This window comes from Flavobacterium anhuiense, from assembly GCF_900101855.1.
GTDB lineage: Bacteria > Bacteroidota > Bacteroidia > Flavobacteriales > Flavobacteriaceae > Flavobacterium > Flavobacterium anhuiense.
Genome location: NZ_FMVC01000002.1, coordinates 461,709 through 484,181, shown reverse-complemented (window position 1 = coordinate 484,181; position 22,473 = coordinate 461,709). Strand labels below are relative to the sequence as shown.

30 protein-coding genes are annotated in these 22,473 nt (G+C 31.4%); 6 read left to right on the top strand and 24 right to left on the bottom strand.

The features are described 5' to 3' along the window. Positions 1–2: 2 nt before the first annotated feature. The gene (locus tag BLP44_RS06655; RefSeq protein ID WP_164085574.1) at positions 3–428 is read right to left on the bottom strand and encodes a copper resistance protein NlpE N-terminal domain-containing protein; all 426 of its coding nucleotides are present in this window, start codon (positions 426–428) and stop codon (positions 3–5) included. Positions 429–851: 423 nt separating this feature from the next. Between BLP44_RS06655 and BLP44_RS06650 the strand changes: the two genes are divergently transcribed. Both BLP44_RS06650 and BLP44_RS06645 read left to right on the top strand, forming a co-directional pair. Further along, positions 852–1,223 carry a GreA/GreB family elongation factor gene (locus BLP44_RS06650; protein ID WP_066032362.1) on the top strand — a complete coding sequence of 124 codons (372 nt, stop codon included), beginning with the start codon at positions 852–854 and terminating at the stop codon, positions 1,221–1,223. A 188-nt stretch (positions 1,224–1,411) separates the two neighbouring features. Next, positions 1,412–2,203 carry a DUF5995 family protein gene (locus tag BLP44_RS06645; RefSeq protein WP_091130780.1) on the top strand — a complete coding sequence of 264 codons (792 nt, stop codon included), beginning with the start codon at positions 1,412–1,414 and terminating at the stop codon, positions 2,201–2,203. Positions 2,204–2,207: 4 nt separating this feature from the next. On the opposite strand, the gene BLP44_RS06640 is transcribed toward BLP44_RS06645, so the two are convergent. The 8 genes from BLP44_RS06640 to BLP44_RS06605 form a co-directional block, all read right to left on the bottom strand. After that, on the bottom strand, positions 2,208–2,447 hold the full coding sequence (locus BLP44_RS06640; protein ID WP_091130777.1) for a hypothetical protein: 240 nt from the start codon (positions 2,445–2,447) through the stop codon (positions 2,208–2,210). A 3-nt stretch (positions 2,448–2,450) separates the two neighbouring features. Then, on the bottom strand, positions 2,451–2,945 hold the full coding sequence (locus tag BLP44_RS06635; protein ID WP_091130775.1) for an SRPBCC family protein: 495 nt from the start codon (positions 2,943–2,945) through the stop codon (positions 2,451–2,453). Positions 2,946–3,176: 231 nt separating this feature from the next. Beyond that, complete coding sequence (locus BLP44_RS06630; RefSeq protein WP_091130774.1) at positions 3,177–3,566, bottom strand: hypothetical protein; 390 nt, start codon at positions 3,564–3,566, stop codon at positions 3,177–3,179. Positions 3,567–3,586: 20 nt separating this feature from the next. Further along, positions 3,587–4,345 carry a hypothetical protein gene (locus BLP44_RS06625; RefSeq protein ID WP_091130773.1) on the bottom strand — a complete coding sequence of 253 codons (759 nt, stop codon included), beginning with the start codon at positions 4,343–4,345 and terminating at the stop codon, positions 3,587–3,589. Between the two features lie 340 nt (positions 4,346–4,685). Further along, positions 4,686–5,195, bottom strand: coding sequence for a hypothetical protein (locus BLP44_RS06620; protein ID WP_091130772.1), 510 nt, complete (start codon positions 5,193–5,195; stop codon positions 4,686–4,688). 189 nt (positions 5,196–5,384) lie between these two features. Beyond that, a complete protein-coding gene (locus tag BLP44_RS06615) occupies positions 5,385–5,867 on the bottom strand; it encodes a hypothetical protein (protein WP_091130771.1) in 483 nt (160 codons plus the stop codon). Positions 5,868–5,892: 25 nt separating this feature from the next. Further along, positions 5,893–6,126 carry a hypothetical protein gene (locus tag BLP44_RS06610; RefSeq protein ID WP_091130770.1) on the bottom strand — a complete coding sequence of 78 codons (234 nt, stop codon included), beginning with the start codon at positions 6,124–6,126 and terminating at the stop codon, positions 5,893–5,895. Between the two features lie 17 nt (positions 6,127–6,143). Continuing rightward, positions 6,144–6,380, bottom strand: a complete 237-nt coding sequence (locus BLP44_RS06605; RefSeq protein ID WP_091130769.1) for a helix-turn-helix domain-containing protein — start codon at positions 6,378–6,380, stop codon at positions 6,144–6,146. 106 nt (positions 6,381–6,486) lie between these two features. Here BLP44_RS06605 and BLP44_RS06600 point away from each other — a divergent pair, with 106 nt between their 5' ends. Further along, positions 6,487–6,816: a hypothetical protein gene (locus tag BLP44_RS06600; RefSeq protein WP_091130760.1), complete on the top strand. Its 330-nt coding sequence runs from the start codon at positions 6,487–6,489 to the stop codon at positions 6,814–6,816. Positions 6,817–6,856: 40 nt separating this feature from the next. Here the strand turns inward: BLP44_RS06600 and BLP44_RS06595 are convergent, their stop codons facing one another. From BLP44_RS06595 to BLP44_RS06585, 3 genes are all read right to left on the bottom strand, one after another. Continuing rightward, positions 6,857–7,717: a hypothetical protein gene (locus tag BLP44_RS06595; protein WP_091130754.1), complete on the bottom strand. Its 861-nt coding sequence runs from the start codon at positions 7,715–7,717 to the stop codon at positions 6,857–6,859. A 2-nt stretch (positions 7,718–7,719) separates the two neighbouring features. Then, entirely contained in the window at positions 7,720–9,108 is a 1,389-nt protein-coding gene (locus BLP44_RS06590; protein ID WP_091130749.1) for a DUF3696 domain-containing protein, read from the bottom strand. 255 nt (positions 9,109–9,363) lie between these two features. Then, positions 9,364–9,915 (bottom strand): hypothetical protein, encoded by a 552-nt coding sequence (locus tag BLP44_RS06585; RefSeq protein ID WP_091130746.1) that lies wholly within the window; start codon positions 9,913–9,915, stop codon positions 9,364–9,366. A gap of 290 nt (positions 9,916–10,205) precedes the next feature. Between BLP44_RS06585 and prfA the strand changes: the two genes are divergently transcribed. Next, entirely contained in the window at positions 10,206–11,282 is a 1,077-nt protein-coding gene (gene prfA / locus BLP44_RS06580; protein WP_008462336.1) for a peptide chain release factor 1, read from the top strand. 324 nt (positions 11,283–11,606) lie between these two features. On the opposite strand, the gene BLP44_RS06575 is transcribed toward prfA, so the two are convergent. From BLP44_RS06575 to BLP44_RS06530, 11 genes are all read right to left on the bottom strand, one after another. Beyond that, on the bottom strand, positions 11,607–11,984 hold the full coding sequence (locus BLP44_RS06575) for a hypothetical protein (protein ID WP_091130734.1): 378 nt from the start codon (positions 11,982–11,984) through the stop codon (positions 11,607–11,609). A 28-nt stretch (positions 11,985–12,012) separates the two neighbouring features. Continuing rightward, positions 12,013–12,372, bottom strand: coding sequence for a hypothetical protein (locus tag BLP44_RS06570; RefSeq protein ID WP_008462338.1), 360 nt, complete (start codon positions 12,370–12,372; stop codon positions 12,013–12,015). Between the two features lie 48 nt (positions 12,373–12,420). Next, positions 12,421–12,705, bottom strand: a complete 285-nt coding sequence (locus BLP44_RS06565) for a YtxH domain-containing protein (protein WP_008462340.1) — start codon at positions 12,703–12,705, stop codon at positions 12,421–12,423. A gap of 56 nt (positions 12,706–12,761) precedes the next feature. After that, a complete protein-coding gene (locus tag BLP44_RS22860) occupies positions 12,762–12,914 on the bottom strand; it encodes a lmo0937 family membrane protein (RefSeq protein ID WP_111365189.1) in 153 nt (50 codons plus the stop codon). Positions 12,915–12,951: 37 nt separating this feature from the next. Then, the gene (locus BLP44_RS06560) at positions 12,952–13,599 is read right to left on the bottom strand and encodes a porin family protein (protein ID WP_066032351.1); all 648 of its coding nucleotides are present in this window, start codon (positions 13,597–13,599) and stop codon (positions 12,952–12,954) included. Between the two features lie 37 nt (positions 13,600–13,636). Continuing rightward, positions 13,637–14,206 (bottom strand): DUF4142 domain-containing protein, encoded by a 570-nt coding sequence (locus BLP44_RS06555; RefSeq protein WP_066032350.1) that lies wholly within the window; start codon positions 14,204–14,206, stop codon positions 13,637–13,639. Between the two features lie 134 nt (positions 14,207–14,340). Beyond that, a complete protein-coding gene (locus BLP44_RS06550) occupies positions 14,341–16,128 on the bottom strand; it encodes a CHASE3 domain-containing protein (protein WP_066032349.1) in 1,788 nt (595 codons plus the stop codon). A gap of 13 nt (positions 16,129–16,141) precedes the next feature. Continuing rightward, positions 16,142–16,591, bottom strand: coding sequence for a response regulator (locus BLP44_RS06545; RefSeq protein ID WP_008462348.1), 450 nt, complete (start codon positions 16,589–16,591; stop codon positions 16,142–16,144). A 21-nt stretch (positions 16,592–16,612) separates the two neighbouring features. Then, entirely contained in the window at positions 16,613–17,164 is a 552-nt protein-coding gene (locus tag BLP44_RS06540) for a helix-turn-helix domain-containing protein (protein ID WP_008462349.1), read from the bottom strand. 158 nt (positions 17,165–17,322) lie between these two features. Beyond that, positions 17,323–17,508 (bottom strand): CsbD family protein, encoded by a 186-nt coding sequence (locus BLP44_RS06535; protein WP_008462351.1) that lies wholly within the window; start codon positions 17,506–17,508, stop codon positions 17,323–17,325. A 146-nt stretch (positions 17,509–17,654) separates the two neighbouring features. Continuing rightward, the gene (locus BLP44_RS06530) at positions 17,655–18,128 is read right to left on the bottom strand and encodes a Dps family protein (protein ID WP_008462353.1); all 474 of its coding nucleotides are present in this window, start codon (positions 18,126–18,128) and stop codon (positions 17,655–17,657) included. 306 nt (positions 18,129–18,434) lie between these two features. On the opposite strand from BLP44_RS06530, the gene pyrF reads away from it, so the two are divergent. Next, positions 18,435–19,262, top strand: a complete 828-nt coding sequence (gene pyrF / locus BLP44_RS06525; protein WP_091130732.1) for an orotidine-5'-phosphate decarboxylase — start codon at positions 18,435–18,437, stop codon at positions 19,260–19,262. A gap of 150 nt (positions 19,263–19,412) precedes the next feature. Further along, entirely contained in the window at positions 19,413–20,213 is an 801-nt protein-coding gene (locus BLP44_RS06520; protein ID WP_091130729.1) for an ABC transporter substrate-binding protein, read from the top strand. Between the two features lie 1,340 nt (positions 20,214–21,553). On the opposite strand, the gene purU is transcribed toward BLP44_RS06520, so the two are convergent. Continuing rightward, positions 21,554–22,408: a formyltetrahydrofolate deformylase gene (gene purU, locus BLP44_RS06510; protein WP_066032347.1), complete on the bottom strand. Its 855-nt coding sequence runs from the start codon at positions 22,406–22,408 to the stop codon at positions 21,554–21,556. Positions 22,409–22,473 lie beyond the last annotated feature (65 nt).

Below are 22,473 nucleotides of genomic sequence, written 5' to 3'. Positions count from 1 at the left end.
ATTTATACTTTAAAAATATCAATTCTTCGCATCCAGAAGATTTCCGATTCTAAAAACTGAAGTTTGGTCTTGACTATTTTATCGCTTTTGTCTCTCGGATTTTTGACGATAAATCTTGCCGTAGAATTTGTAAAATCTAAAGTATATTTTTGGTCTAAATCTGTTTTTTTATCGGAAGAAAAAGTAATCAGATTGTCTTTTGCGCTCCATTTTCCTTTTCCGTATAAGTTTCCTTCTTCTGGGTTTCCGCCTTGTATATTAGAATAAGAATGAAACTCAAATGTTCCGTCTGGATTTAAAGTCAGTTTATATTCAATTTTATGATTTTCGCTGGAAAGAGAACGAGTATAATCGCCAACAAACTGATTGGATTGTGCCAATAAATTCAAGTTTAAAATTAAAAGTAATGCCGTTATTGTTAGCTTCATTGGTTTTGTTTTTCGTATAGTTTTAAGAGTTTTTTCAAAAATAAATGGTTTAAAATCAAAATCCTTACGTAAAACCGTATTGTACATTTTATATTTTTTTTATTGTAAGAAAAAAATGTATCTTGCTAAAAGATTAGAATTGATACTACAATGATCACTGCAAATTTTTATTTAACAAACAGCCGTCTGATGTGCTTAATATGCACATTGCTGTATTTGCATGACGATACTTTCTTAAAAAGCTCAAAAGAGTTTATTTCTTTAGCCCTGTCACAACTCTAGGCAGGGGATTCTTTTCTATTTAATTTTTATTTATTTAATCTCATTTATTCCGGATATGATATCGTTGAATATGCCGTTTTGCGTGCTATTCACTGTAGAGTTGTGTCATGTCTTAGAAAGAATGAAACACACAAGAAAGTCATGTCACAACATATAATTTTAACAACAGGAACATACGATTTAATTAAAGATCACGTAAGGAGAAAAAAAGTAACCGCTCAAGAAGAAGAACTTTTATTAGACCAACTAAAACATGCTACGCAAGTATTGCGAAAAAATCTGCCTGAAGACGTAGTTTCGATAGATCGAAAAGTGACTTATAAAGATCACATCAAAAACGAAGAAAAAACAATTCTTCTTGTTGGTCCAGAAAAAGCCAAAGTGAGTAAAAATAAAATTTCGGTTCTTTCAGATGAAGGAATTGCCATGGTGGGCTACAAAGAAGGCGATATTATTGAATGGCCTGCTAAAAAAGGAAATCTTAAATTAGAAATTCTTAAAGTAGAGGAGTAATATACATATTGTTAGTTTTCGTTTTAAAGTCAGCAACAATCCCAAAAGAGTTTTTCTTTTGGGATTTTTTTTGAAATAATAGAAAGTAAATAATAAGTAAATAATAAGAGAATTACTTCAAAAAACGTTCATTGAAAGCTTAAAATAATTAAATTCGTTCTTCTTAATTTAATCATAACCAATTATAAATGAGTATGAAACAAGCTGAAACTATAGACGAGGTAATTCTATTATTAGATCAAATAATAGAAAAATCAAAAATAGACCAAAGCAATTTAGGTTTGTTTGCCATTCTGTATCGCGAAGTTACGGTAAGAGTAAAAGAAGGTATTTTGGCTGGTTCTTTTCAGAACGGAGAGCGAATGGAAAAACTCGATGTTATTTTTGCCAATCGATACCTGAAAGCGTATTATCAATATCAAGCCAAAGAAAAACCATCTGAATGCTGGGCATTTGCCTTTGAACAAGCTGAAAAGTTCTGGCCTATTGTATTGCAGCATTTATTGCTCGGAATCAACGCGCATATAAATCTCGATTTAGGAATTGCCTCGGCAGAAGTCAGTACAGTCGAAGACATCGAAGATTTAAAACATGATTTTGACCACATAAATTTTATTCTTAGCGATTTGGTTGGCGGTGTCGAAAAGTGCTTGATCAAAATTTGGCCAACACTTACGTGGATATTAAAATTTACGGGCAAAGTAGACAATTTCTTTATAGATTTCAGTATGGAAACGGCGAGAAACGGTGCATGGAAATTTGCCAACGAATTTGTAGCAGTTCCAGAAAACGAAAGAGAAGCCTGTACGAAATTAAGAGACCAGAGAATAACCGAAGTCGCCCGATTGGTTTCGAATCCTGGATATTTTGTAAGCGCCATTTTCAAATTCATTCGTTTATTTGAAAGAGGGACTGTTGCCCAAAAAATAATCGACATGCAGATTATGGAAGAGAAAAATATGGAATGTGTTGTGGCGTGATGAATTAGGTGTTAAAAACAATAAGCAACATTACAAAACTTCCTAAAGCGATGACTCCAATCATATGATTTCGATCGCTGTTATCATCTCTTTTTTTGATACTTCCGCCTGATGACCAGAAACTTGAAAATGTTTTAAAATCATTTTGGTTGGAAAGCGTCCATAAATTGTAACCAAGAAATCGAACCGAACCTCCTAAAAACTCCAAAATAATACGACCCGATGTTATTTCTATTAAATCCATTATTTAATTATTAATCATAGGATTCAAATTCTCATCTTTATTTCTCAAATCCAATCCGCCCTCGTAAACCGATTTCAGATTGGTCAAATAAAAATGCCAGCCGTTTGAACAGCCTAGCCTGATATATTGTTTCGAATTATCGTCTGTTGGAATGTTATGATGGCGAAGTTCTACAATTGTATAACCGTTTTCTTCACTCAGTTTTATATCTACCAGACATTTTCCTTCAAAGGTAAACTGCAATTGGTCTTTTCCGTTGGCAGAAGTGATTTTTCCTTTCATAGCATCATCGTACAAATACCAAAGCCATTCATAAGCATTGCCTCCCGAAACATTTTGATCTTTGCTGATTGGTTCTAGATTCGCATCAAAAAAAGATACTTTTTCTAGAAACCATTTTTCTAGTTCGTTCGCGATTGTCCAAGCATTGTAAATGTCGTTGAGTGGCGCTTTAACGGCTATTTTTTTGGTGAAAGAAGTCCAGTCGAAGTTTTCCATGATTTGAGTTTTAGTTTAGTTTTTCTAATTATTTCAGCTTGCTAAACTGTTTTTTAGAATCGTTCGTCAAGGCCATTACCAACGCAAATCGGCACTATTGGTTTTTGATATAATCAAATATATAAATTTCTTACTAACACTGATGTAATAAGTTGGCTTTTAAAGTCTGTGTTTGTAAAGTTTTATCCCCTGTGCTAGCGCGAGCGCCTTGCTCGCGCCAACGGGAGAAGATTATTTTATAATTGTTTTGAGTTGTAATTTAAAACCTTCAAGTTTGATTAAATAATATGTGGAAAATAGTAATATCCATCCCATGAAAGTTAAAAATAAATTGGTTAATGAATTTCCTGTAAATTGTAAATATTGACATAAAAAACCGAAGAATAAAAGCAGAATAAAATTATACAGAATCGCATTTTTTAGACTCATTTTGATACAGCCTGTTAAAAAATTCCAATTTTCAAGATGATCTCTAATAATAATTTTTGAAGGATTAGATAAATCAATTACCACATTTTGAGAAAAATCAAGAGTTACAGTAATAGTACTGTTTCTCAATTTGTATTTATAGTTGAATTTCTCTAACATTTCTACAGTTTTATTTAACTCTATATTTATCATTGTTGCTAGTTTTTTATTTCTTAAAGATTTATCGATTCTTCTTCGTAAGGAACTGCTTCATAAGGTATAGCTTCATTAACAAATAGTGAACAAATGCCTCCAGCGATTATCGACATTGGACCGCTGTAAACAAACATTAAAGCTCCCATTGTATCAGCAACAATTGCTTTTGATCCTGGTTGGCTATTTGTTTTTTTTGTTGGATTGCTTTTAGAAGTCCAATATTGATTTGAACTTTTCAATACATTTTCAAGTACTACTAATTCATTTTGCTCATTTACTGTTAAGGTACTAGTTGTTTTCGATAAATAATTGACTTTTTTGAAATTTTCAATTGCAACCATACATTGGTTGTAATTCATATCATCTTCAATTATGTTGTCAACCAAACTTCCTAAACGTTTTGATACTTTATTGGAAGCATATAATTCCTCTTTTTTTGAATTCCAAAAAGAATACATGTCAAATTTTTTTGGATCAATGTCCTGAAATGCAAGCTTTACCTCATTTGTATCCATATTTTTAAATTGTTCTGGATATTTTATTTTAAGCTCAGCCAACATTTCGTCTATTATCAAACCAGTTGTTTTTCCATCAATTCCTTTATATTTTTTATAGTATAAATCTAAAGCTTCATTATGATAAAAACCATAATCAGTCAAAGGAATCTCAATCTTTTCTTTTGCAGAATTCGAATCTTTGGAATCTTGTTCTTTTGAACAACTCACAAATAAAGCATTTGCAGAAACAGCTACGAGTAAAAAAATAATTCTTTTCATTTTTATTGATATTAAAGTTAATACAATGAAATGCTTCTTGATTCAGTTTGGATATAGAATTTCTATGAAGCAAATGGAGAATTAAATTTTTATTTTGGAAGATTCATTTTGCGCCTGAAGTAGTATTTGGCGTTAATCTTTTATAGAATGAATTGTTTTTATTCTGAATAGAATTATAAAAGTAAGTAAAAGATTACTATTTTGCAAATTAAATATACTTAAAGTTTATTAACACTTTCCGATAGCGCGGATTTGAATCCGTGCCCACAAAGATTGGCTTTAAATTATTTGTACTGTGTCTTGCTGTTGCGGGCACGGATTGCAAATCCGCGCTAACAGGTTACTTTTCATTCACAATTCTATTAATTTTTTCAAGAATATTATTTGCATTCTCAATAGTTAACCAATCAATAATTCTTATTGTCTTAGAACTTTTTTGAATAACAATCGAATAATGTGATTTTGAAAATAAATAATTTAAGCGCACACAATATTTAGTCCTTTCGATTCCCAGATTTAAAATGCTGATTTTTTCAATTTCAGAAACTTGATATTCTTTTGGTTTACTGAAAAGACGGTTTTTATTCGTGACTTTTATTTTTTCTACTGAGATTTCTAAGATAACTTTTCCAAAAGTATTCCATAGCCAAATATTAAGGAATATAATAAAGAACCCTAAAAAAGGAATTAATAATATAATGTAATGTAAAATTGAAAGGAGATAAGTGTTTTCAGCTGATGTGATAGGCAGAATAATAAACATTATAAGAATCAAAATTAAAAGACCAAAAGGAAGAAAGATTGCAATGAAACAATTTGGTTTATTTTTAATTGTTATAATTTCTGTCATTTAATTTTATGAGTTTTGATTGTGTGCATTAGCATTACGTTCATGTCAGAATACTTTATAAGGCTTATCCACTTAGTTTTGTCATTTCGACGTTAGGAGAAATCTTCGCAAGTAGCTCCGCAAAGATTATATGATCTTATTGTTAAATTTTAAATTCTCCTAGGACTATAAACACTTTGATAAATTCCATTATTTTAAAGGATGATTTTTCTCTTTTTTTTCAATTCCAACTTTATATAAGTCGTCATCAAAACAGCTAATTATGGCATCTAAAAAAGCTCTGCCTGCTGCACCTCGTCCAAATACATCTGCGGGAAAACATCCAGCAAAATTAATTTCATAAACCAAATATATTGTTTCGCCTTTTATTGTAGAAAACCAATCCGTTATAAATTCAGCATATCTTCGAAGTTCTTCTTGCGCATATTCATAATTTTCTATTGGGAATTGATTTGTATCTACTTTCCAAAGCAAGTGAGAATAATATTGGTTTAGTTTATCTTTTTCAGGATAATTATCAACATGATAGACTTTCAATTCAATTAAAGCATATTTGTCATGTTTTCTACAACAGCCAATTCCATCTAATGTTTCGAAGTTCCAATCTCTTAGTTTATCGATGATTTTAGATAAAGACTCTTTACCATGAACTAAATTATATAGTTGTACCATTTTGATGTTTTAAATATCGGGATGATCAAATAAATCTAATTTCGTTTTCTGAAACTTTTTCAAATAAATGTTTGTATTTACTTGAAGATATTGATGTTCTTAGTTGAATTTGCTCGCTTAGAGTAATATTTCCTTTTCTTTCTGGAAATAAATTCCTCTTTTCAATTTCCTTAGCAATTTCATCAAAAGAAGAAGTTCGATTGGCTTTCTTTATCAGAACTAAAATGATTGCTTCATGTAATGTGATTAGATTTTTCATAAATTTCCTTTTGCTAATTACAAATCCTTAATCAATTCACTTGGATGAATTTTTAAAGCTTGTGCAATCTTAAACAAAGTGCTTACTTTCATTTCTTGCGAACCTTTTATATATTTTCTTAAATTTTCTACATCCATTTCAGCATCATGAGCAACTTCTCTTGGCTTTAATTTATTGCCATCAATCAAATCTTTTATCTTAATTCCTAGCTCTTTTACAACTTCTGGAATTTCGCTTTTTCTTTCTCTTTTCATAGAAATGAAATTACAAGTAATGGATTGTTTTGATATGATTGTTAAAAATCGATTGTTTTCAACCGAAATTTTATATATTTGTTTGAAATTGTAAAATAAATCTTATATGAAAATAGAAATGCAAAATAAAGAAAGAGCGGAAGAATTATTGGAATTAATAAGTAAAGGAAGCTACTTCAGCAAACTAAAACCAGAGCCAAAAGAAACCAACTCGTTTTCCATACCGCTAAAAGTATCTTCTTATAACGAATTAAATCTAATGGTTTCAGATTTGCTAAAAGCAAGTATTATTTTGCTTAATCCTGATGCAAACGGTTTGTCGAGTTTTACAAAAGACAATAATGTCAATGTAATGACTTTGCTTGAAATTGCCTTGCAGTTATTGCCAGAAGATGAAATGGAGTTGTTGGATGAGGTTTGTAAGATTCAGTTATAAACATGTACGATAGCGCACCATATGAAAGAAGTTAAATATGTTAATTTATTCTAGAAAAATATTGGTGTTTTTTATTCCATTCGCTTAAACATATTTTTCTATCAATTTCAATATCAATTTTCCAACTTGGTTCAGAAACAATTGTGCTATTAAAAGAATGGTCAAATGTTAATATGAAATTATTAAAAAGTATTTTACGCTCATGAATTTTGGTTAAATCATTAGTTGATTTTAATACAAGATTTCTTCCAAGATTTTGTTTAAGGTCGTTTTCAATTCGTATGAATTCAGTCCTTCTAAATTGATTGCTTCCAGTGATAGCATTAAAATAGTGAATTGATTTATGCTTCAAAAAGTGAAAATAATTGCTTTCGGAATATCTATTGTAAATCAAAATTCGACTAATTTTTTTAGGAAGTTTAAAAACGTTCTTAATTAAATTTTGAATTTCTGTGTTTGAGGCAAAATTATAATAATGAAGTGAGATAATGTTGGATATCAATAATTCAAAAATTAAAAACTCTTTGTTTAAATTTTGTTTGTTTTTCTTAGAATATTGATAGTGAATTATATTTGGACTTTCTCCAATCGAAATTGCATATAAACAATCCAAAGAGTCAATATTATCAGTGTAGATTTTTTCGTAAAAATTTTCGTAGGTATTTTGGAGTTCGTTATCAACGTAATTAACTACAGTTCTATTTTTATCTGATAATTCTATTATTAAAGCCTGTATTAAATCATTGTTGTCAAAATACATTTCTAATAATTCTAAATAATTAGATGTAATTAAAACATCAATATTTTCATTAAAAAAAATACAATTTATGTCGCTAAATACTTTGTCTCTAGAATTTGAAATATATTTTTCAAAAATATCAAGTGATGGTAAAATTGTCATATTTATAGAAGTGCTTTTACTAAATTATAACTATTATCATAGAAACCAGTTGGAAAATTAGGAGTCAATTTTCCATTTCTATCAATTTGATGGCTAGTAATCTCAAATTTACTTTCAGTCCTTCTGAAGTAATGAATTGTAATGTCTTCAGGTTTTAAATTATATTCTTTCTTTTTTATTAATATTTGTAGTTTTCTAATTATATGCTCGCTATGTGTTTCAATATAATACCTATTTTTGTCACCGATGCTGAGTAATGTATCAATAAATTTCGACTGCAAAGAAGGGTGTAAATGTACTTCTGGTTGTTCTATTAATAACGTTTCTATATTGTTTGTAAAATTTTCAGATAGAATCGCTTGAAAGAGAATCGGTAATTGTAATGATACACCATAACCTACATCTGTAATATTAGCCCAAAATCCTTTTGTTTTAACATTTAATGTTAAAACTGGAAGGTCTTTGTTTTTTACTATTTCTATCTCTTCAGCTATTCCAGATTTTTGAATTGCCTCATTTAATGAAGCAATCTTTTTATTGAATTCTTTTTGAGATAAATTAGGGTCACCTAAAATATTGATGAATTTTTCAATATCAATTAGTTTGTAATTTGATTTTGTATCTTCTTGGAAGTATAATCTTTTGGGAGAATTTCCGATTGGATTTACGAATCGAATACTATCGATGTATTCTAAGCAATAGTTTTGAAAAATTAGAAGGAAAATAATTTTATAAAAAATTTCACTTTTGTTTTCTATTTCTAGTGAAAACACCTTTTTTCTTATTTCCCCATCAAATAAAGTAAAAAAGCCTTCTTTGTAGGCAAGGCAATCTTCCATTTCAAAATCTATATTATCAAACTTAACAATAACTTTAGACGATAGCTCTCGTTGCGAATAATAAGCATCGACTTTTTTGCTCTGAATTGTTATTTTACCAAATGCATTATTGCTTATTACGGTATTGATGCTTTTATGATTGTTTAAAAAAGAACTTATTGTGAATTTTATCGACGTTTCGGTTTTATTTTCTGAAACTGAATTTAGAAGTTCTAAGATTGTTTTATTTTCAATTTTAGCATCTTCCTTTTCAAATGTATTCACAAAATTCAAAAAATACTCAAAATATTTTGTAGTATCAGAGAAACCAAAATTAATTTTTTTTGTTTTAATTTTATTTTTTACAACTTCCTGATAATTTCCTAAATCAGTATAATCTCCACGAAGTTTTAAGTTGCTTTCTAGAGGAGAATCAATTGTTTGTTTTAGCGTTAAAAGAAACTTAAGTAGTGAACTCTTTCCACCACTATTTTCTCCGATTAAAATATTTATTCGTGAAAAATCTAAATGTTGATTATCAAAATTTCTAAAGTTATTAATATTTATTTTCATGATGATATGATTTTAGAAAGTCATAAAAAGATAGAAATGATTTGTGTAGCTTTTTTGATTAGCTCATTTTGATATTTCAAATTTAATTAACTATCCATAAAATTAATTATTCTAGTGATGTAAATAAGATACAATATTTTAATTCAAATAGATATTAATGTTTTTTAGTGTATTCTCGATTCTAGAACAAACATCGTATTTAATTTGAACGTATCCGTAGGTAAAAACACCTGATTATTTTGTGAAACAGAAAATTTATTTAATTTCCTTCAACATCGTAAGCAACTCAGGAATTTTCCTTACTTGTGTTTCTGTCCAGAAGTAATGTCCATAATCTGTAACGCCATTATCTTTTAGATAGATTGATATTCTCCTTGAGTTTTTTTGAATATAAAAACTAAACATTATTTCTTTTGAATTAAAAATGTATGTTGTTGATTGATTTTTTTCGGTTTTATCTTTAAGATTTGGAATAACATATTGTTCAATAAACAATATAAATTCGTCAACTTCATTTAAATCTATCCATGAAGATTTGAAATCATTATGATTTGATTGATATTTGAGAAGCATATCCATTTGTAATGATTTTATTTTTCTATTAGATTTCAAATCAATTATTTCTATTGGAAAGAAAGAAACTGCATCATCAATTCCAGATTTAAATTCTGCTTTTACATTCCAATCTTTATTTATTTGAGTAATTTCTGCATTTTCAATAAATTGGCGGGCTTCTGAATTCTTATCTTGAGAATAATTTTTCGTTATTGCAAATAGCAACAAGAATATGGTAAAAAATTTTTTCATTTTTTTAAGTTGTGGTTGTTAGTTACTTTTCAAAACTAAGAACATAAATGCTAAATACATTACGGAAAACCGTAAACATAATTATGAAAACCGAAAGCCATAGCCCTGATAGAAGTGGAAATCCTTTTGTGCCGGGGTTCGGCACAAAAGATTGTAACGGATAGCAGGAAACAGCTCCTAAAAATCATTACAATTCCACTAAATATTCAGCTTAAATTCCGCAAAAAATGAACACTAGAATTTTCGATAAAAATTTTGTAATTTTGCCGTCCAATAAAAGGAATTAGAAAATGTTAGATAGACTTCAATATGTAAAGCAGCGTTTCGATGAGATTTCGGATTTGATTATTCAGCCGGATGTTATTTCTGATCAAAAACGTTATAAGCAGCTTAACCAAGAATATAAAGGGATAAAAGCGCTTGTTGAAAAGAGAGAAGAGTACATCATAGTTTTAGCAAACATCGACGAAGCAAACGAAATTATTGCTGACGGAAGTGATGCTGAAATGGTGGAAATGGCCAAAATGCAATTGGATGAAGCAAAAGAACGTCTGCCAGAGTTGGAGGAGGAAATCAAATTTATGCTTATTCCTAAAGATCCTGAAGATGCGAAAAACGTAATGGTGGAGATCCGCGCCGGAACGGGTGGGGATGAAGCGAGTATTTTTGCAGGTGACTTGTTTAGAATGTACACGAAATATTGCGAATCTATGGGATGGAGATCATCTGTTGTAGATATGAACGAGGGTACTTCTGGAGGTTTCAAAGAGATTATTTTTGAGGTTACTGGAGAAGATGTATACGGAACTTTGAAGTTTGAAGCGGGTGTTCACCGTGTACAGCGTGTTCCGCAGACAGAAACTCAAGGGCGTGTGCATACATCGGCTGCAACGGTTATGGTTTTACCAGAAGCTGAGGAGTTTGATGTTCAGGTAGATATGAACGATGTTCGTGTAGATTTCTTCTGTTCGTCTGGACCTGGAGGACAGTCGGTAAATACTACGAAATCGGCTGTACGTTTAACGCACATTCCAACAGGTTTGGTGGCGCAATGTCAGGATGAGAAATCGCAACACAAGAATAAAGATAAAGCTTTGATGGTATTACGTTCTCGTTTGTACGAAATGGAATTGGCCAAAAAACAAGAGGAAGATGCTAAAAAACGTAGTTCTCAGGTAAGTTCTGGAGACCGTTCGGCAAAAATCCGTACATACAACTACGCGCAAGGCCGTGTAACCGATCACCGTATTGGTTTAACGCTTTACGATTTAGGAAATATCATGAATGGTGATATTCAGAAAATTGTTTCTGAGCTTCAGTTGGTTAATAACATGGAGAAATTAAAGGAAGCTTCAGAAGTTTACTAACGTAAACTTCTTAGATGCTGAGATTCTAAGATTCTAAGACGCTGAGACACTAAGTTTCTAAGCTTTACTTTAACACATAAAAAAAACATCATCACTTTGTGATGCTGTTTTTTTTATGATTTTGAGTTTCAATAATAAAATAAGATTCGAAGAATCTAAAACTTAGAAACTTAGTGTCTTAGCATCTTAGAAGCTAAAAAAAACTATACTCCTAAAAATACTCTCGTATATTCAAAACATTTATATAGATTCGAGTAAACGTATACACCATTTTTTATTACTATTTCGCTAAGCTTTTCCATAATAATTAAATTAAGTTAACAATTACTCTCTTGATGGTTCATATTGAGAATCTTCTTCTTCACCTTCAGAAGATTCATGATGAAGTTTCGAAACCAGATTGGTGACAATGAGCTGAACGAGAGAGCCCAAAACGCCTTTGAACATCGAATCGCCTTTTCCGACAATAAATCTTTTGGCTAGATAACCAATTCCGATACTGATTGCCGATTGCGCGATATGGCTTTTAAAACCAACCGTTTCGTTGATTTCTTCAACCGTATTTCTAATCAGATTTATCGGTTTTAAATTGTCTTTAATTTCGTCGATATGGTCTTTTATAGCGCACCATTCTTTATCCTGGCGAACTTCTAATTCCTCAATTTTTCGATTTAATTGATCAATATTGTAAATGGCTTCCATAGTCTTTTATGTTTATTAATAAATTAAATCAGTTTTTTGTTTCTTTTAGAATGCTGGAGATAATTGTATTCCCAATTGGGGTTTTTATCAATTTATGGTGTGATTTTACCACCACAATCACTAAAATAAGATAGAATAGTGCCATGATAAAAAAGCCGTAGTAATACTCTCCAAGTTCTTTTCCAATCCATAAACTAATCCCGATGTTTAAGAACAATGTAAAAAATGCAACAACAATACCAATCGCTATCTTTGAAGCCAATGATGAAGCACCATCAGCAACAGAACACACTGTTTTTAGTTTTAATAATTCTAAACTTGTTTTAGCATAGTTTTCTGCTTTTTCATAAAGATTTAAATTCTCGTTTGTTGTTGCATTTGGTTCCATGATATAAGGTTTTATGGTTTGAAAATTTCACTAATCAATAGATTGCTATTAATAGTTTGATTTTACTGTTTTAGCATCGTCTTTCAACGTGTTGTAATCTTCTTTAACTTGGTTAAGTTTAGATTTTCCTTCTTCGATAATTTCTTTACCGTTTGAAGTGATTGTGTTTACGATGCCATCAAATTTTGATTTCAAGTTATCACCATAATCTCTTGATTTATCTTTGATTTTTTTTCTTGTGTTTGATCCTTTGTCTGGTGCAAATAAAACACCTATGAATGCTCCCGCCGCTGCGGCTCCTAAAATTCCTAAAATTGTGCTACTAGTTTTCATAATATTTAATTTAATGGATTAATATTTAATAATTTGTTGATTTAATAGTTGTGATTTTAAACTTCGCGACCTTTAATTAAGCGAAGCAATACGGCAATAATGGCAATTACGAGCAAAATATGGATGATGCTTCCGAAACTGTAAACAAAGAACCCAAGAGCCCAAAGTATTACCAGAATCACTGCGATGGTATATAATAAGTTTGACATGGTTTTTTATTTTAGCGGTTAATAATCAATTTCTTGTTTAGTTTAACTTATAAGAAAGGTATAAGGTCAAGTTGCTGTTTTTTGCATCTGGCACTGTGTAAGTTGTCCCAGCAATAGTTCTTTCTTTACCAACAGTTGTTAAACCATAGTTGTAACGTAATCCGACACTAATTGGGCTAAAATCTACTCCAATACCTGCAGAAATACCGGCATCAAATCTTGCAAGATCATCTGCATCAATTTCTTCATCAAAATCGAAAGTTCCATCACCAGTTACCTTAGAACTTACTAAATACGATGCGTAACCACCCGCGTGAATATTAAAATTTTTGGTTACGTTTACTCTCACTAAAAGTGGAAGTTCGATATAGTTTAGTTTAAATTTTGTGTTTCCGCTTGCAAAAGCATTGCTATATTCTAATTCCGCTCCTTTTGTGGTAAACAAAAGCTCTGGCTGGATGGCAACAAAATCTGAGATAGGAAGTGTGGCGTAAACCCCAGCATTAAATCCGTATAAAATATTGTTGTCATCTACATCATCTCCGCTACCATATAGGTTGGACATGTTGAATCCTCCTTTTACACCGAACTCGGTATTTACATTATTGTCCTGAGCGTGCAGCATTCCGAATGATGCTGTTAAAAAAAGTGTTAAGGCGCATAAAAATTTGGCTTGTAATTTCATAGTTAAAAATTTAGTTAATAGATAATTAATTAGGCATTTATTCATTTTGTTTTTTTATTCGTTCAGTCTCTCGTAAGAGTCTGTATTGTTGTGGCAAAAAGCGAAGTACCAGTTCTAGAATTTCTTTATCGTTGGTTTCTCTAGAAATTGTCTCGAGTAACTCAATCTGGTCACAAATTGCTTCTGTCATTGCATCTAAATAGATATTGTTAAAGTCATTGCTGCTCGCATCAATAAGGTTGTACAGGTCTCGTTTGTGCGTGGCATTTATTTCAGTAATGACAATGAGTTTTGATGTTGCCATTTTGGTAATCTCTTCCAATAATTGATTTTCTTGAACTTCAATTCTTTTGCTTAATTCCTGAACAATAACATCTGAACTTTTTTTCTGTGCAATTTGACTTTTAGAAATAATTGATTTGCTAATATTCGCCGTCGAAATAAAAAAGAAGACTTCTGTTTCTTCTCTGTCATTTTTTGCAAAAGCTTGATTTTTAAAATTGTTTTCAATCGGATTAATTTTTCTGCAAGACGTCGCGCATAGTACTAATACGAATAAGAAAAAGACTCTAAAATATGCAGCCTTTAAAGAGGGAATTGCTTTCATTATTACTTCCTAAAGTATTACATTACAAAGATGCTAACGAATGAAAGATTTTACTTTACAGCATAAAAAAGAAACGTTATATAATTCCCATAGTGGATTTATATAACGTTTTTTATGTGTTTTTTTAATGAGGTTTAATCGGGTAGAAATACTGTAAACACTGAGCCTTTTCCTAAAATACTATCGGCTGTGATATAGCCTTTATGGTTTTCGACAATCTTCTTACAGATCGCCAATCCGATTCCGGTTCCTGGATAATCTGTTTTGGAATGAAGACGCTGAAAAAGAATAAAAATAGTTTCTTTAAACTGCGGATCGAATCCCATTCCGTTGTCTGTAAAAGTAATTTTGTGGTACTTCTTTATAGACTGTTCTAATATTTCTGGATAATCGGCAGAATTTACTTTTTCGCTCGAAATAGAAATTTCAGGATTTACATCGGGCTGGCTGTATTTTAATGAATTTCCAATTAAATTAATGAACAGCTGTTCGATCTGATACGGAATAACAGAAAGCTTCGGAAGTTTGCCAATACGCTGAATCGTCGCTTTCTTTTCTTCAATTACTTCACCCAACTCAGATTCGGCATTATCCAAAAGTTCATTCAGATTCATTTTGATGAATTCCTTTTTGGTCGTATTGGTTCTTGAAAATAAAAGAAGATCGTCTATTAAAACACGCATTCTTTTTGCCGAACTTTCTATTTTGGTAATGTAATTTTTACCGCTTTCAGACATAACTTCTTTGTCGGCACTCGAAACTCTCGAAATGAAAGTTTGTATTTTTCTAAGAGGTTCCTGTAAATCGTGGCTTGCCACATGGTTGAAAGAAGCTAGTTCTTTGTTGCTTTTTTCCAGTTCCTTATTTCGTTCCTGAAGTTCGATATTTAGAAGGTGCTCATCTGTAATATCAAAATTGATTCCCAGCAAAATTTTACTGCCTTGCTGATCGGTCACCAATTTTCCCGTTGTTTTAAAATAACGAACTTCAAAATCTGGACGCACAATTTTATAATATACAAACGGAAGATGTTTCTTTTCTACAATTTCGTCTATTGCCTTGGCAACAGATTCTTTGTCGTCTGGGTGAACATATTTGATAAGTGTTGCTTTGTTAGGCGCAAAAGATTTTGGCTCAAGACCTAATAATCGGAATTGGTTGTCTGAAAAATCAATTTTATCAGAATCCAAATCCCATTGCCAAGTGCTGAATTTACCGATGTTTTCAGATTCAGAAATTAAACCGCTAGAAATAAGAAGTTTTTTATTGAATACTTTCAAACGTTCAAAATCGCGGCTAATTTGGCGGTAAGCCAATAAAATAAAACTCAAAGCCACCAAGAATAATGAAATCGAAAACAGCGGACTCAAAGAGATTTCGGAGTCGTAAATTTTAAGTCGTTTCTTTAAGAAATCTTTCTCGATATCGTTCATTTCGTCAACCTTAAAACGGATATTTTCCATTAAGATTCTTCCGCCAAACATATGATTGTCCAGTTTTCTTTTATCGTATGTTTTAGGATCGCTGTATTTTAAACAGTTTTCAAAAGAAATAAAACGTTGGGTAATGAGCTTGAAGAGTTTCTGAAGGTTTTCCTGCTGCTTAGGATTATCAGCAGTTAGTTTTTTTAAGGTAATAAATGAAGTATTTACCTTGTCGCGAGAATAAATATAGGGAGTTAAAAAACGGGCATTGCGGGTAATGATGTACCCGCGCTGACCCGTTTCTGCATCTTTAATAGCCGACATTAATCGTTCGAGCTGTATGTTGATTTCGTAAGCATGCATAACCAGTTTGCTCGATTCGTTCAAGTCCTGATTATGTTTGTAAGCAATTGAAGAAAGAAATAACAGAATGAAAACTGCGATTACAAAAATAACTCTCAAAGAGTTTGAAGAATTAAAATTTGGTATCCACTTCATTGTTGGTATGCTTTTATTTTAGTCGCAACAAGAAATTATCACGGTTTAAACCAGAAGTATGATAATGCCAGTTTACAGTCACAACCTCATTAATTATTTTTTTGAGCGTATTGAAATCGCTTGGCTTTTTGATGTAAATATTGGCTCCTTGAATAAAGGTATCTTCGATATCTTCTTCAGAGGAAGACGTGGAGTAAATGGCAATAATTATATCTTTTAAATGATCCGTTTTTTTGATTTCAATTAAACACTCTTTACCTGTTTTCTTAGGCATGTTTAAATCTAGAAACAAAATATCTGGAAGTTTATTGTCTGGGTTCATTAAATGATCCATAAGTTGCATACCGTCATGAACAAAACTTACATTTGTTTGTATCTTTATTTCTTCAAATGCATCTTTAAAGAAAAGACGGTCATCTTCATCATCATCGGCCAATAAAATGTGTAATGCGTTTTTTTGCATTTTTAATGTGGTATTTGGGTTTTATTTTAAATTTTCTCTTCGTTTCTTAATAATTCTCTGAAAAGCAGACGGAGTAATTCCGGTTGTGTTTTTAAACTGCGTACTCAAATGCGCCACACTCGAGTAGTTGAGTAAAAAAGCAATTTCGGTCAAACTCATTTCGTTGATAATAATCAATTGTTTTGCTCTTTCGATTTTCTGTAAAATGATAAAGTTTTCTATAGAAGAATACGTTACTTCTGAGAAAACATTCGATAAATATCCGTAACTGTGATTTAGTTTTTCTGCCAAAAATACAGAACTTTTGTAATTATTGTTATCATCCATAAATACAAGTTCAATAATAGCATCTTTTATTTTTTGTACTAATACACTTTTTTGATTTTCAACTACTTCAAAACCGCATGGAGCCAATTTAGCTTTTAAATTCTCCAATGCTTCGGCATCCAGATTGTCTTCAATCTCAATTTCGCCAAAACCTAGAGTAGTAAAATTTACATTGTTTTGTTCCAGATTTTGTTTTAAATAAAGAGAGCAAATGGTATTAATGTCGAACTTTATAAATAGTTTCATTTTATAGAAATTTGGTTAAAGATACTTATTTTATTTGGTGTTTTTGCTTTTAAATGATATAGAATTACAAGTAAATGTGATTTTAAAATAAAATTTTCAAAAAAATACCGTCTAATATTTTGTACTAGACGGTATTTCCCTGATTGAGTTGCAAGGATTTACAATTCTGACAGGATTTGATGAAATTCTTCTTTTGTTTTTCCCAGTTTCTGCTGAAGTCTTCCATACATTTCGTCTTCTTTTCCTTCAGCAAACATCAAATCGTCATCTGTTAACTCAGCATATTTTTGCTTTAGTTTTCCTTTCAACTCGTTCCAGTTTCCTTTTATTTCAGTCGTATTCATGATGTCTTTTTTAGTTTTTTTGTTGTATTGTAAAATTGCAAATTTTCTATTAGCCTCTTGTTACATTTATTTTTCTGACTGTTGCATAATTTTCACTTCAATCCGAAATTAAAGTATAAATTAACAGTTGGATAAACCAATAACGATTATACTTGGTATCTTCTAAGAATCCAAGCCATTTTTTCGTGTTCTTGCAGCAATCCTGTTACAAAATCCGCAGAACCGGCATCGTTAGTTTCGTTTTCAAAAATCGGAATGTAGCTTCTAAATTCTGTTACCAGCTGTTCGTGGTTTTCTAAAAGTTCAGAAAGCATATTTTTTTGAGAAGCATATTCTTTTGGAGATTCTTTAAGAGTAGAATTATCAATAAACTCCTTCATTGTCCCGATTGTTTTTTCTCCCAATTGATTAATGCGTTCTGCAACTTCATCAATTTGGGCTTCAAGAATGCGATATTGCTCTTCAAACAATTTATGCAGTTCCATAAAACTATTTCCAGAAATGTTCCAGTGAAATTTTCTTGTCTTTACATATAAAGTCATTTCGTTTGATAAAATTGTGGCTAATATAGAAGCGCTTTTTTTTAAGTTTTTCGGTGTGATTCCGATATTTGGGCTCATAATTGTCTTTTAAATGGTTTATTTCAAAGTTACTTTTGGTTACAATTTTTTTATTACACAATTTTCTATTGATTTTATAGAATTTAATGTTGGCATAAATAAATATTCTCACATGAAGCCCGAAGGGCGCAAGGGGCTTCGACTCCACTCAGCCTGACAACAACTAACCACCAACAATTAGCAATTAGCAATTACCATCAACCATCAACCACCAACCACCAACAATTAACCACCAACAATTAACCACCAACCATTAACTCATTAACCATTATAATTTGTAATTTTGCCGCACAAGAAAAAAAGAATATGACAACACAACAACTACACGAACAAATTCTTCAAAAAAAATCATTTTTATGCGTTGGTTTAGATCCTGATCTGACTAAGATTCCGCAACATTTATTAGAAACCGAAGATCCTATTTTCGAATTTAATAAAGCTATTATTGATGCCACTCATAATCTGACTGTTGGATACAAACCAAACACCGCTTTTTTTGAGGCATACGGAATAAAAGGGTGGATGTCTCTGCAAAAAACAATTAATTATATCAACGAAAATTATCCTGATATTTTTACGATTGCAGATGCAAAACGAGGTGATATCGGGAATACTTCAAGCATGTATGCCAAAGCTTTTTTTGAAGACCTTAATTTTGATAGTGTAACCGTTGCTCCTTATATGGGAAAGGACTCTGTGGAGCCTTTTCTAGCTTTCGAAAATAAACACACCATCATGCTAGCTTTGACTTCTAATGAAGGAGCTTTCGATTTTCAGACTTTAAATACAAACGGAAAGGAATTGTACAAACAAGTTCTAGAAACTTCTAAAACTTGGAAAAACAGCGAAAACCTAATGTATGTTGTTGGTGCAACCAAAGCAGAATACTTTACAGAAATCAGAAAAATTGTTCCTGATAGTTTCTTATTGGTTCCTGGAATCGGTGCTCAAGGCGGAAGCTTATCTGAAGTTTGCAAATATGGAATGAATGATATGGTAGGTCTTTTGGTAAATTCTGCAAGAGCGATTATTTACGCTTCAAAAGGAACCGATTTTGCTGAAAAAGCAAGAGAAGAAGCTTTGAAAGTGCAACAGGAAATGGCTGAGATTATTGGTTTGAAGTTGCAGGTTTAAAGTTTGCTTTGAACATAATTTAACCGCAAAGTTCGCAAAGAGTTACGCTATGAGCGCAAAGCTTTGCGAACTTTGCGTAAAGAAACCTTGCGAACTTTGCGGTTAAAAACCACAAGCCCAAATAACTTGAAAACAAAAAAGACTTGAAACATGAAACAATTAGCAGACCAGCTTGGTATTATTCATACTTTCGAAACAGCTCCAAAACGAATTATTTCTCTTGTACCTTCGCAAACTGAATTATTATATGATTTAGGTTTAGAAGAAAAAATTATCGGAATAACGAAGTTTTGTGTTCATCCGTTTCATCTTAAATCTATCAAAAAGATTGTTGGCGGAACGAAGAAAATTCACTTCGAAAAAATAAAGCTTTTAGAACCAGACATTATTATCTGCAATAAAGAAGAAAACACGCTTGAGATTGTAGAACAGTTAAGCGCAATTTGTCCTGTTTGGGTGACTAATATTGTTTCTATTGAAGATAATTTCCAAATGATTTCAGATTTTGGACAATTATTCAATTGCAGAACCGAAGCTCAGAAATGGAACAACAAATTAGCTTTCGCCTTGAGCGATTTCAAAAATTATATAAAGGATATAAAAGAAAAGAAAGCAGCCTATTTTATTTGGAAAAATCCATATATGGTAGCTGGAAATGACACTTATATCAATGAGTTGCTTAAACTGAATCATTTTAAAAACATCTACGAAGATAAAGGCCGCTATCCTGAAATCGAATTAAAGAAAATGCGTTTAGAAGGTGATCCTGATATTGTTTTTCTTTCTTCTGAACCTTATCCTTTTAAAGAAGAAGATGCTTTCGAAATAGGAAGATTTACACATCACGCCAAAACTATTTTTGTTGACGGCGAAATGTTCTCTTGGCACGGCAGTAGATTGCTAAAAGCTTTTTCGTATTTCAAATTACTGCACGAAAGATTGAAGAATTAGCTTTTTGTTTCAGGTTTCAGGCTTCAAGTTGTTGAGAGTTTAACCGCAAAGAACGCAATCCCGATAGCTATCGGGAACGCAAAGTTCGCAAAGTTTTTTAGACAAAGCTTTGCGAACTTTATGTTGTTATACAAACTTCTTGAGAAAAAACTTTGCGTTCTTTGCGGTAAAATTATTTTCAAAGTGAAGCAACTTGAGGCTTGAAAATTTAACCGCAAAGAGCGCTAAGATTAACGTAAAGTTCGTAAAGTTCGGAAAGTTCGCAAAGCTTTTTAGACAAAGCTTTGCGAACTTTGTGTTTTTATACAAACTTCTTGAGAAAAAACTTTGCGTTCTCTGCGTTAAAACTATGTTCAAAGTAAAGAAACATGAAACATGAAACGTGAAACATGAAACATGAAACGTGAAACATGAAACATGAAACGTGAAACAAAATAAACCTAACTTTCATATATAAAGAATGCCGACATCTCGAAGACGCCGGCATCATTTAACTAACCAAAACCAAAATAATAAATAACCAGTTTATTACAGTACAAATATCCGACATATATTAATCTTATGCTGTTAAGGTCTTGTTATTACTTTGTTGGATATAAGTTAATGTCTAAAGCTTGCAGTAAAAACAGTTGTTTCAAGTTTCAGGTTTCAAGTTGTTGGAGCATATAGGTGCACGGAATAAATGCAAAAGTTTAGACATTTCAGACAGTCATAGGAATAAAATTTTTTTATAAAGCGTTCGAAATTTAAAACTTCTTTCAATTAAAAAATCTTTGCGCTCTTTCACTAAAACTATGCGTATAGCTTTGTAACTTGAAACAAAAAAACATGAAACCTGAAACAAAAGATTATAAAAAAAGAATGCCGGCATCTCGAAGACGCCGGCATCATTTAACTAACCAAAACCAAAATAATAAATAACCAGTTTATTACATTACAAATGTCCGACATATATCAATTTTATGCTGTTAAGGTTTTGTTATTACTTTGTTGGTCATACGTTAAGATTTGAAAAATAGCTGTTTTGAGCTTTGTGCAACGAAAAATAATTTTTTATTATTATAATACAATAACAATCAATTTTGTTTATAAATGTGCTAAGGATAAGTCTCAGTATATGATAAAATGTTAAAAATCAATGAAATAGAATCAAGTGAAAAATTAACAACTGTAGCATAAACTCCCTTTTTTGACAATGAAAAAGAGTCAAATAAGAAGTTATGGATTTGTTTTTCTTGCCAACTTTTGAGCTTATAAAAAGAAAACCCGACAGATTTTAAAACCTGTCGGGTTTATTATATAAAAGAACTCAGAAACTGAGTATCTCAGAAACTTAAAAACTAAGAAAAAACAACTGTCTTATTGCTATAAACCATTGTTTTTCTTTCAGCATGCAGTTTAATGGCTCTTGCTAAAACAATGCGTTCCAAATCACGGCCTTTCATGATGAAATCTTCTACAGAGTGAATATGAGAAACACGTGCAATATCTTGTTCGATGATCGGACCTTCATCCAGTTCTTCTGTTACATAGTGACTTGTTGCCCCAATAATTTTTACGCCTCGTTTAAAAGCCGAATGATACGGTTTTGCACCTGGGAAAGCAGGTAAGAATGAATGGTGGATGTTGATAATTTTATTTTCGTAAAGTGAAATCACTTTTGGAGTTACAATCTGCATGTAACGCGCTAAAACGATAAAATTGATTTGATATCTTTTTAAAAGCTCAATTTGCCTTGCTTCACCTTCTTCTTTGTTGTCTTTTGTAAAAGGAACATAGTGAAACGGAATATCAAAACGTTCTGCGATCGAACGTAAATCATTATGATTGCTTATAATCATCGGAATTTCAACACCCAATTCATCAGCACTGTAACGTCCTAAAATGTCAAACAAACAGTGGTCGTACTTAGAAACAAACAAAGCCATTTTAGGTTTCTGTTCCTGATTGTACAAATCCCAAGACATATTAAAATCGGCAGCAAGTGTCTGGCTGAATTCTTCTTTTATGGCTTCAATGCTATTGCCTTGATTGCTAAATTCACATTCTAAACGCATAAAAAACACATTTTGCTCCACATCAACATGTTGGTCAATATAAGTAATGTTTCCTTCTACTTTAGCAATAAAAGTAGTCACTGCAGCAATAATTCCTTTTTGGTCTTTGCAATGAATAAGTATGGTAATTTTTTGCATTACGGTCTTTTGGTTTTGGTTAGTTGCAAAGTTACAAAGGATCAAAGTTGCAAAGGTAGTTTTGT

What these genes read in the sequence shown, in the direction of transcription:
- BLP44_RS06655 (WP_164085574.1), bottom strand. Translation starts at nt 428, where the DNA reads ATGAAGCTAACAATAACGGCATTACTTTTAATTTTAAACTTGAATTTA.
- BLP44_RS06650 (WP_066032362.1), top strand. Translation starts at nt 852, where the DNA reads ATGTCACAACATATAATTTTAACAACAGGAACATACGATTTAATTAAA.
- BLP44_RS06645 (WP_091130780.1), top strand. Translation starts at nt 1,412, where the DNA reads ATGAGTATGAAACAAGCTGAAACTATAGACGAGGTAATTCTATTATTA.
- BLP44_RS06640 (WP_091130777.1), bottom strand. Translation starts at nt 2,447, where the DNA reads ATGGATTTAATAGAAATAACATCGGGTCGTATTATTTTGGAGTTTTTA.
- BLP44_RS06635 (WP_091130775.1), bottom strand. Translation starts at nt 2,945, where the DNA reads ATGGAAAACTTCGACTGGACTTCTTTCACCAAAAAAATAGCCGTTAAA.
- BLP44_RS06630 (WP_091130774.1), bottom strand. Translation starts at nt 3,566, where the DNA reads ATGATAAATATAGAGTTAAATAAAACTGTAGAAATGTTAGAGAAATTC.
- BLP44_RS06625 (WP_091130773.1), bottom strand. Translation starts at nt 4,345, where the DNA reads ATGAAAAGAATTATTTTTTTACTCGTAGCTGTTTCTGCAAATGCTTTA.
- BLP44_RS06620 (WP_091130772.1), bottom strand. Translation starts at nt 5,195, where the DNA reads ATGACAGAAATTATAACAATTAAAAATAAACCAAATTGTTTCATTGCA.
- BLP44_RS06615 (WP_091130771.1), bottom strand. Translation starts at nt 5,867, where the DNA reads ATGGTACAACTATATAATTTAGTTCATGGTAAAGAGTCTTTATCTAAA.
- BLP44_RS06610 (WP_091130770.1), bottom strand. Translation starts at nt 6,126, where the DNA reads ATGAAAAATCTAATCACATTACATGAAGCAATCATTTTAGTTCTGATA.
- BLP44_RS06605 (WP_091130769.1), bottom strand. Translation starts at nt 6,380, where the DNA reads ATGAAAAGAGAAAGAAAAAGCGAAATTCCAGAAGTTGTAAAAGAGCTA.
- BLP44_RS06600 (WP_091130760.1), top strand. Translation starts at nt 6,487, where the DNA reads ATGAAAATAGAAATGCAAAATAAAGAAAGAGCGGAAGAATTATTGGAA.
- BLP44_RS06595 (WP_091130754.1), bottom strand. Translation starts at nt 7,717, where the DNA reads ATGACAATTTTACCATCACTTGATATTTTTGAAAAATATATTTCAAAT.
- BLP44_RS06590 (WP_091130749.1), bottom strand. Translation starts at nt 9,108, where the DNA reads ATGAAAATAAATATTAATAACTTTAGAAATTTTGATAATCAACATTTA.
- BLP44_RS06585 (WP_091130746.1), bottom strand. Translation starts at nt 9,915, where the DNA reads ATGAAAAAATTTTTTACCATATTCTTGTTGCTATTTGCAATAACGAAA.
- prfA (WP_008462336.1), top strand. Translation starts at nt 10,206, where the DNA reads ATGTTAGATAGACTTCAATATGTAAAGCAGCGTTTCGATGAGATTTCG.
- BLP44_RS06575 (WP_091130734.1), bottom strand. Translation starts at nt 11,984, where the DNA reads ATGGAAGCCATTTACAATATTGATCAATTAAATCGAAAAATTGAGGAA.
- BLP44_RS06570 (WP_008462338.1), bottom strand. Translation starts at nt 12,372, where the DNA reads ATGGAACCAAATGCAACAACAAACGAGAATTTAAATCTTTATGAAAAA.
- BLP44_RS06565 (WP_008462340.1), bottom strand. Translation starts at nt 12,705, where the DNA reads ATGAAAACTAGTAGCACAATTTTAGGAATTTTAGGAGCCGCAGCGGCG.
- BLP44_RS22860 (WP_111365189.1), bottom strand. Translation starts at nt 12,914, where the DNA reads ATGTCAAACTTATTATATACCATCGCAGTGATTCTGGTAATACTTTGG.
- BLP44_RS06560 (WP_066032351.1), bottom strand. Translation starts at nt 13,599, where the DNA reads ATGAAATTACAAGCCAAATTTTTATGCGCCTTAACACTTTTTTTAACA.
- BLP44_RS06555 (WP_066032350.1), bottom strand. Translation starts at nt 14,206, where the DNA reads ATGAAAGCAATTCCCTCTTTAAAGGCTGCATATTTTAGAGTCTTTTTC.
- BLP44_RS06550 (WP_066032349.1), bottom strand. Translation starts at nt 16,128, where the DNA reads ATGAAGTGGATACCAAATTTTAATTCTTCAAACTCTTTGAGAGTTATT.
- BLP44_RS06545 (WP_008462348.1), bottom strand. Translation starts at nt 16,591, where the DNA reads ATGCAAAAAAACGCATTACACATTTTATTGGCCGATGATGATGAAGAT.
- BLP44_RS06540 (WP_008462349.1), bottom strand. Translation starts at nt 17,164, where the DNA reads ATGAAACTATTTATAAAGTTCGACATTAATACCATTTGCTCTCTTTAT.
- BLP44_RS06535 (WP_008462351.1), bottom strand. Translation starts at nt 17,508, where the DNA reads ATGAATACGACTGAAATAAAAGGAAACTGGAACGAGTTGAAAGGAAAA.
- BLP44_RS06530 (WP_008462353.1), bottom strand. Translation starts at nt 18,128, where the DNA reads ATGAGCCCAAATATCGGAATCACACCGAAAAACTTAAAAAAAAGCGCT.
- pyrF (WP_091130732.1), top strand. Translation starts at nt 18,435, where the DNA reads ATGACAACACAACAACTACACGAACAAATTCTTCAAAAAAAATCATTT.
- BLP44_RS06520 (WP_091130729.1), top strand. Translation starts at nt 19,413, where the DNA reads ATGAAACAATTAGCAGACCAGCTTGGTATTATTCATACTTTCGAAACA.
- purU (WP_066032347.1), bottom strand. Translation starts at nt 22,408, where the DNA reads ATGCAAAAAATTACCATACTTATTCATTGCAAAGACCAAAAAGGAATT.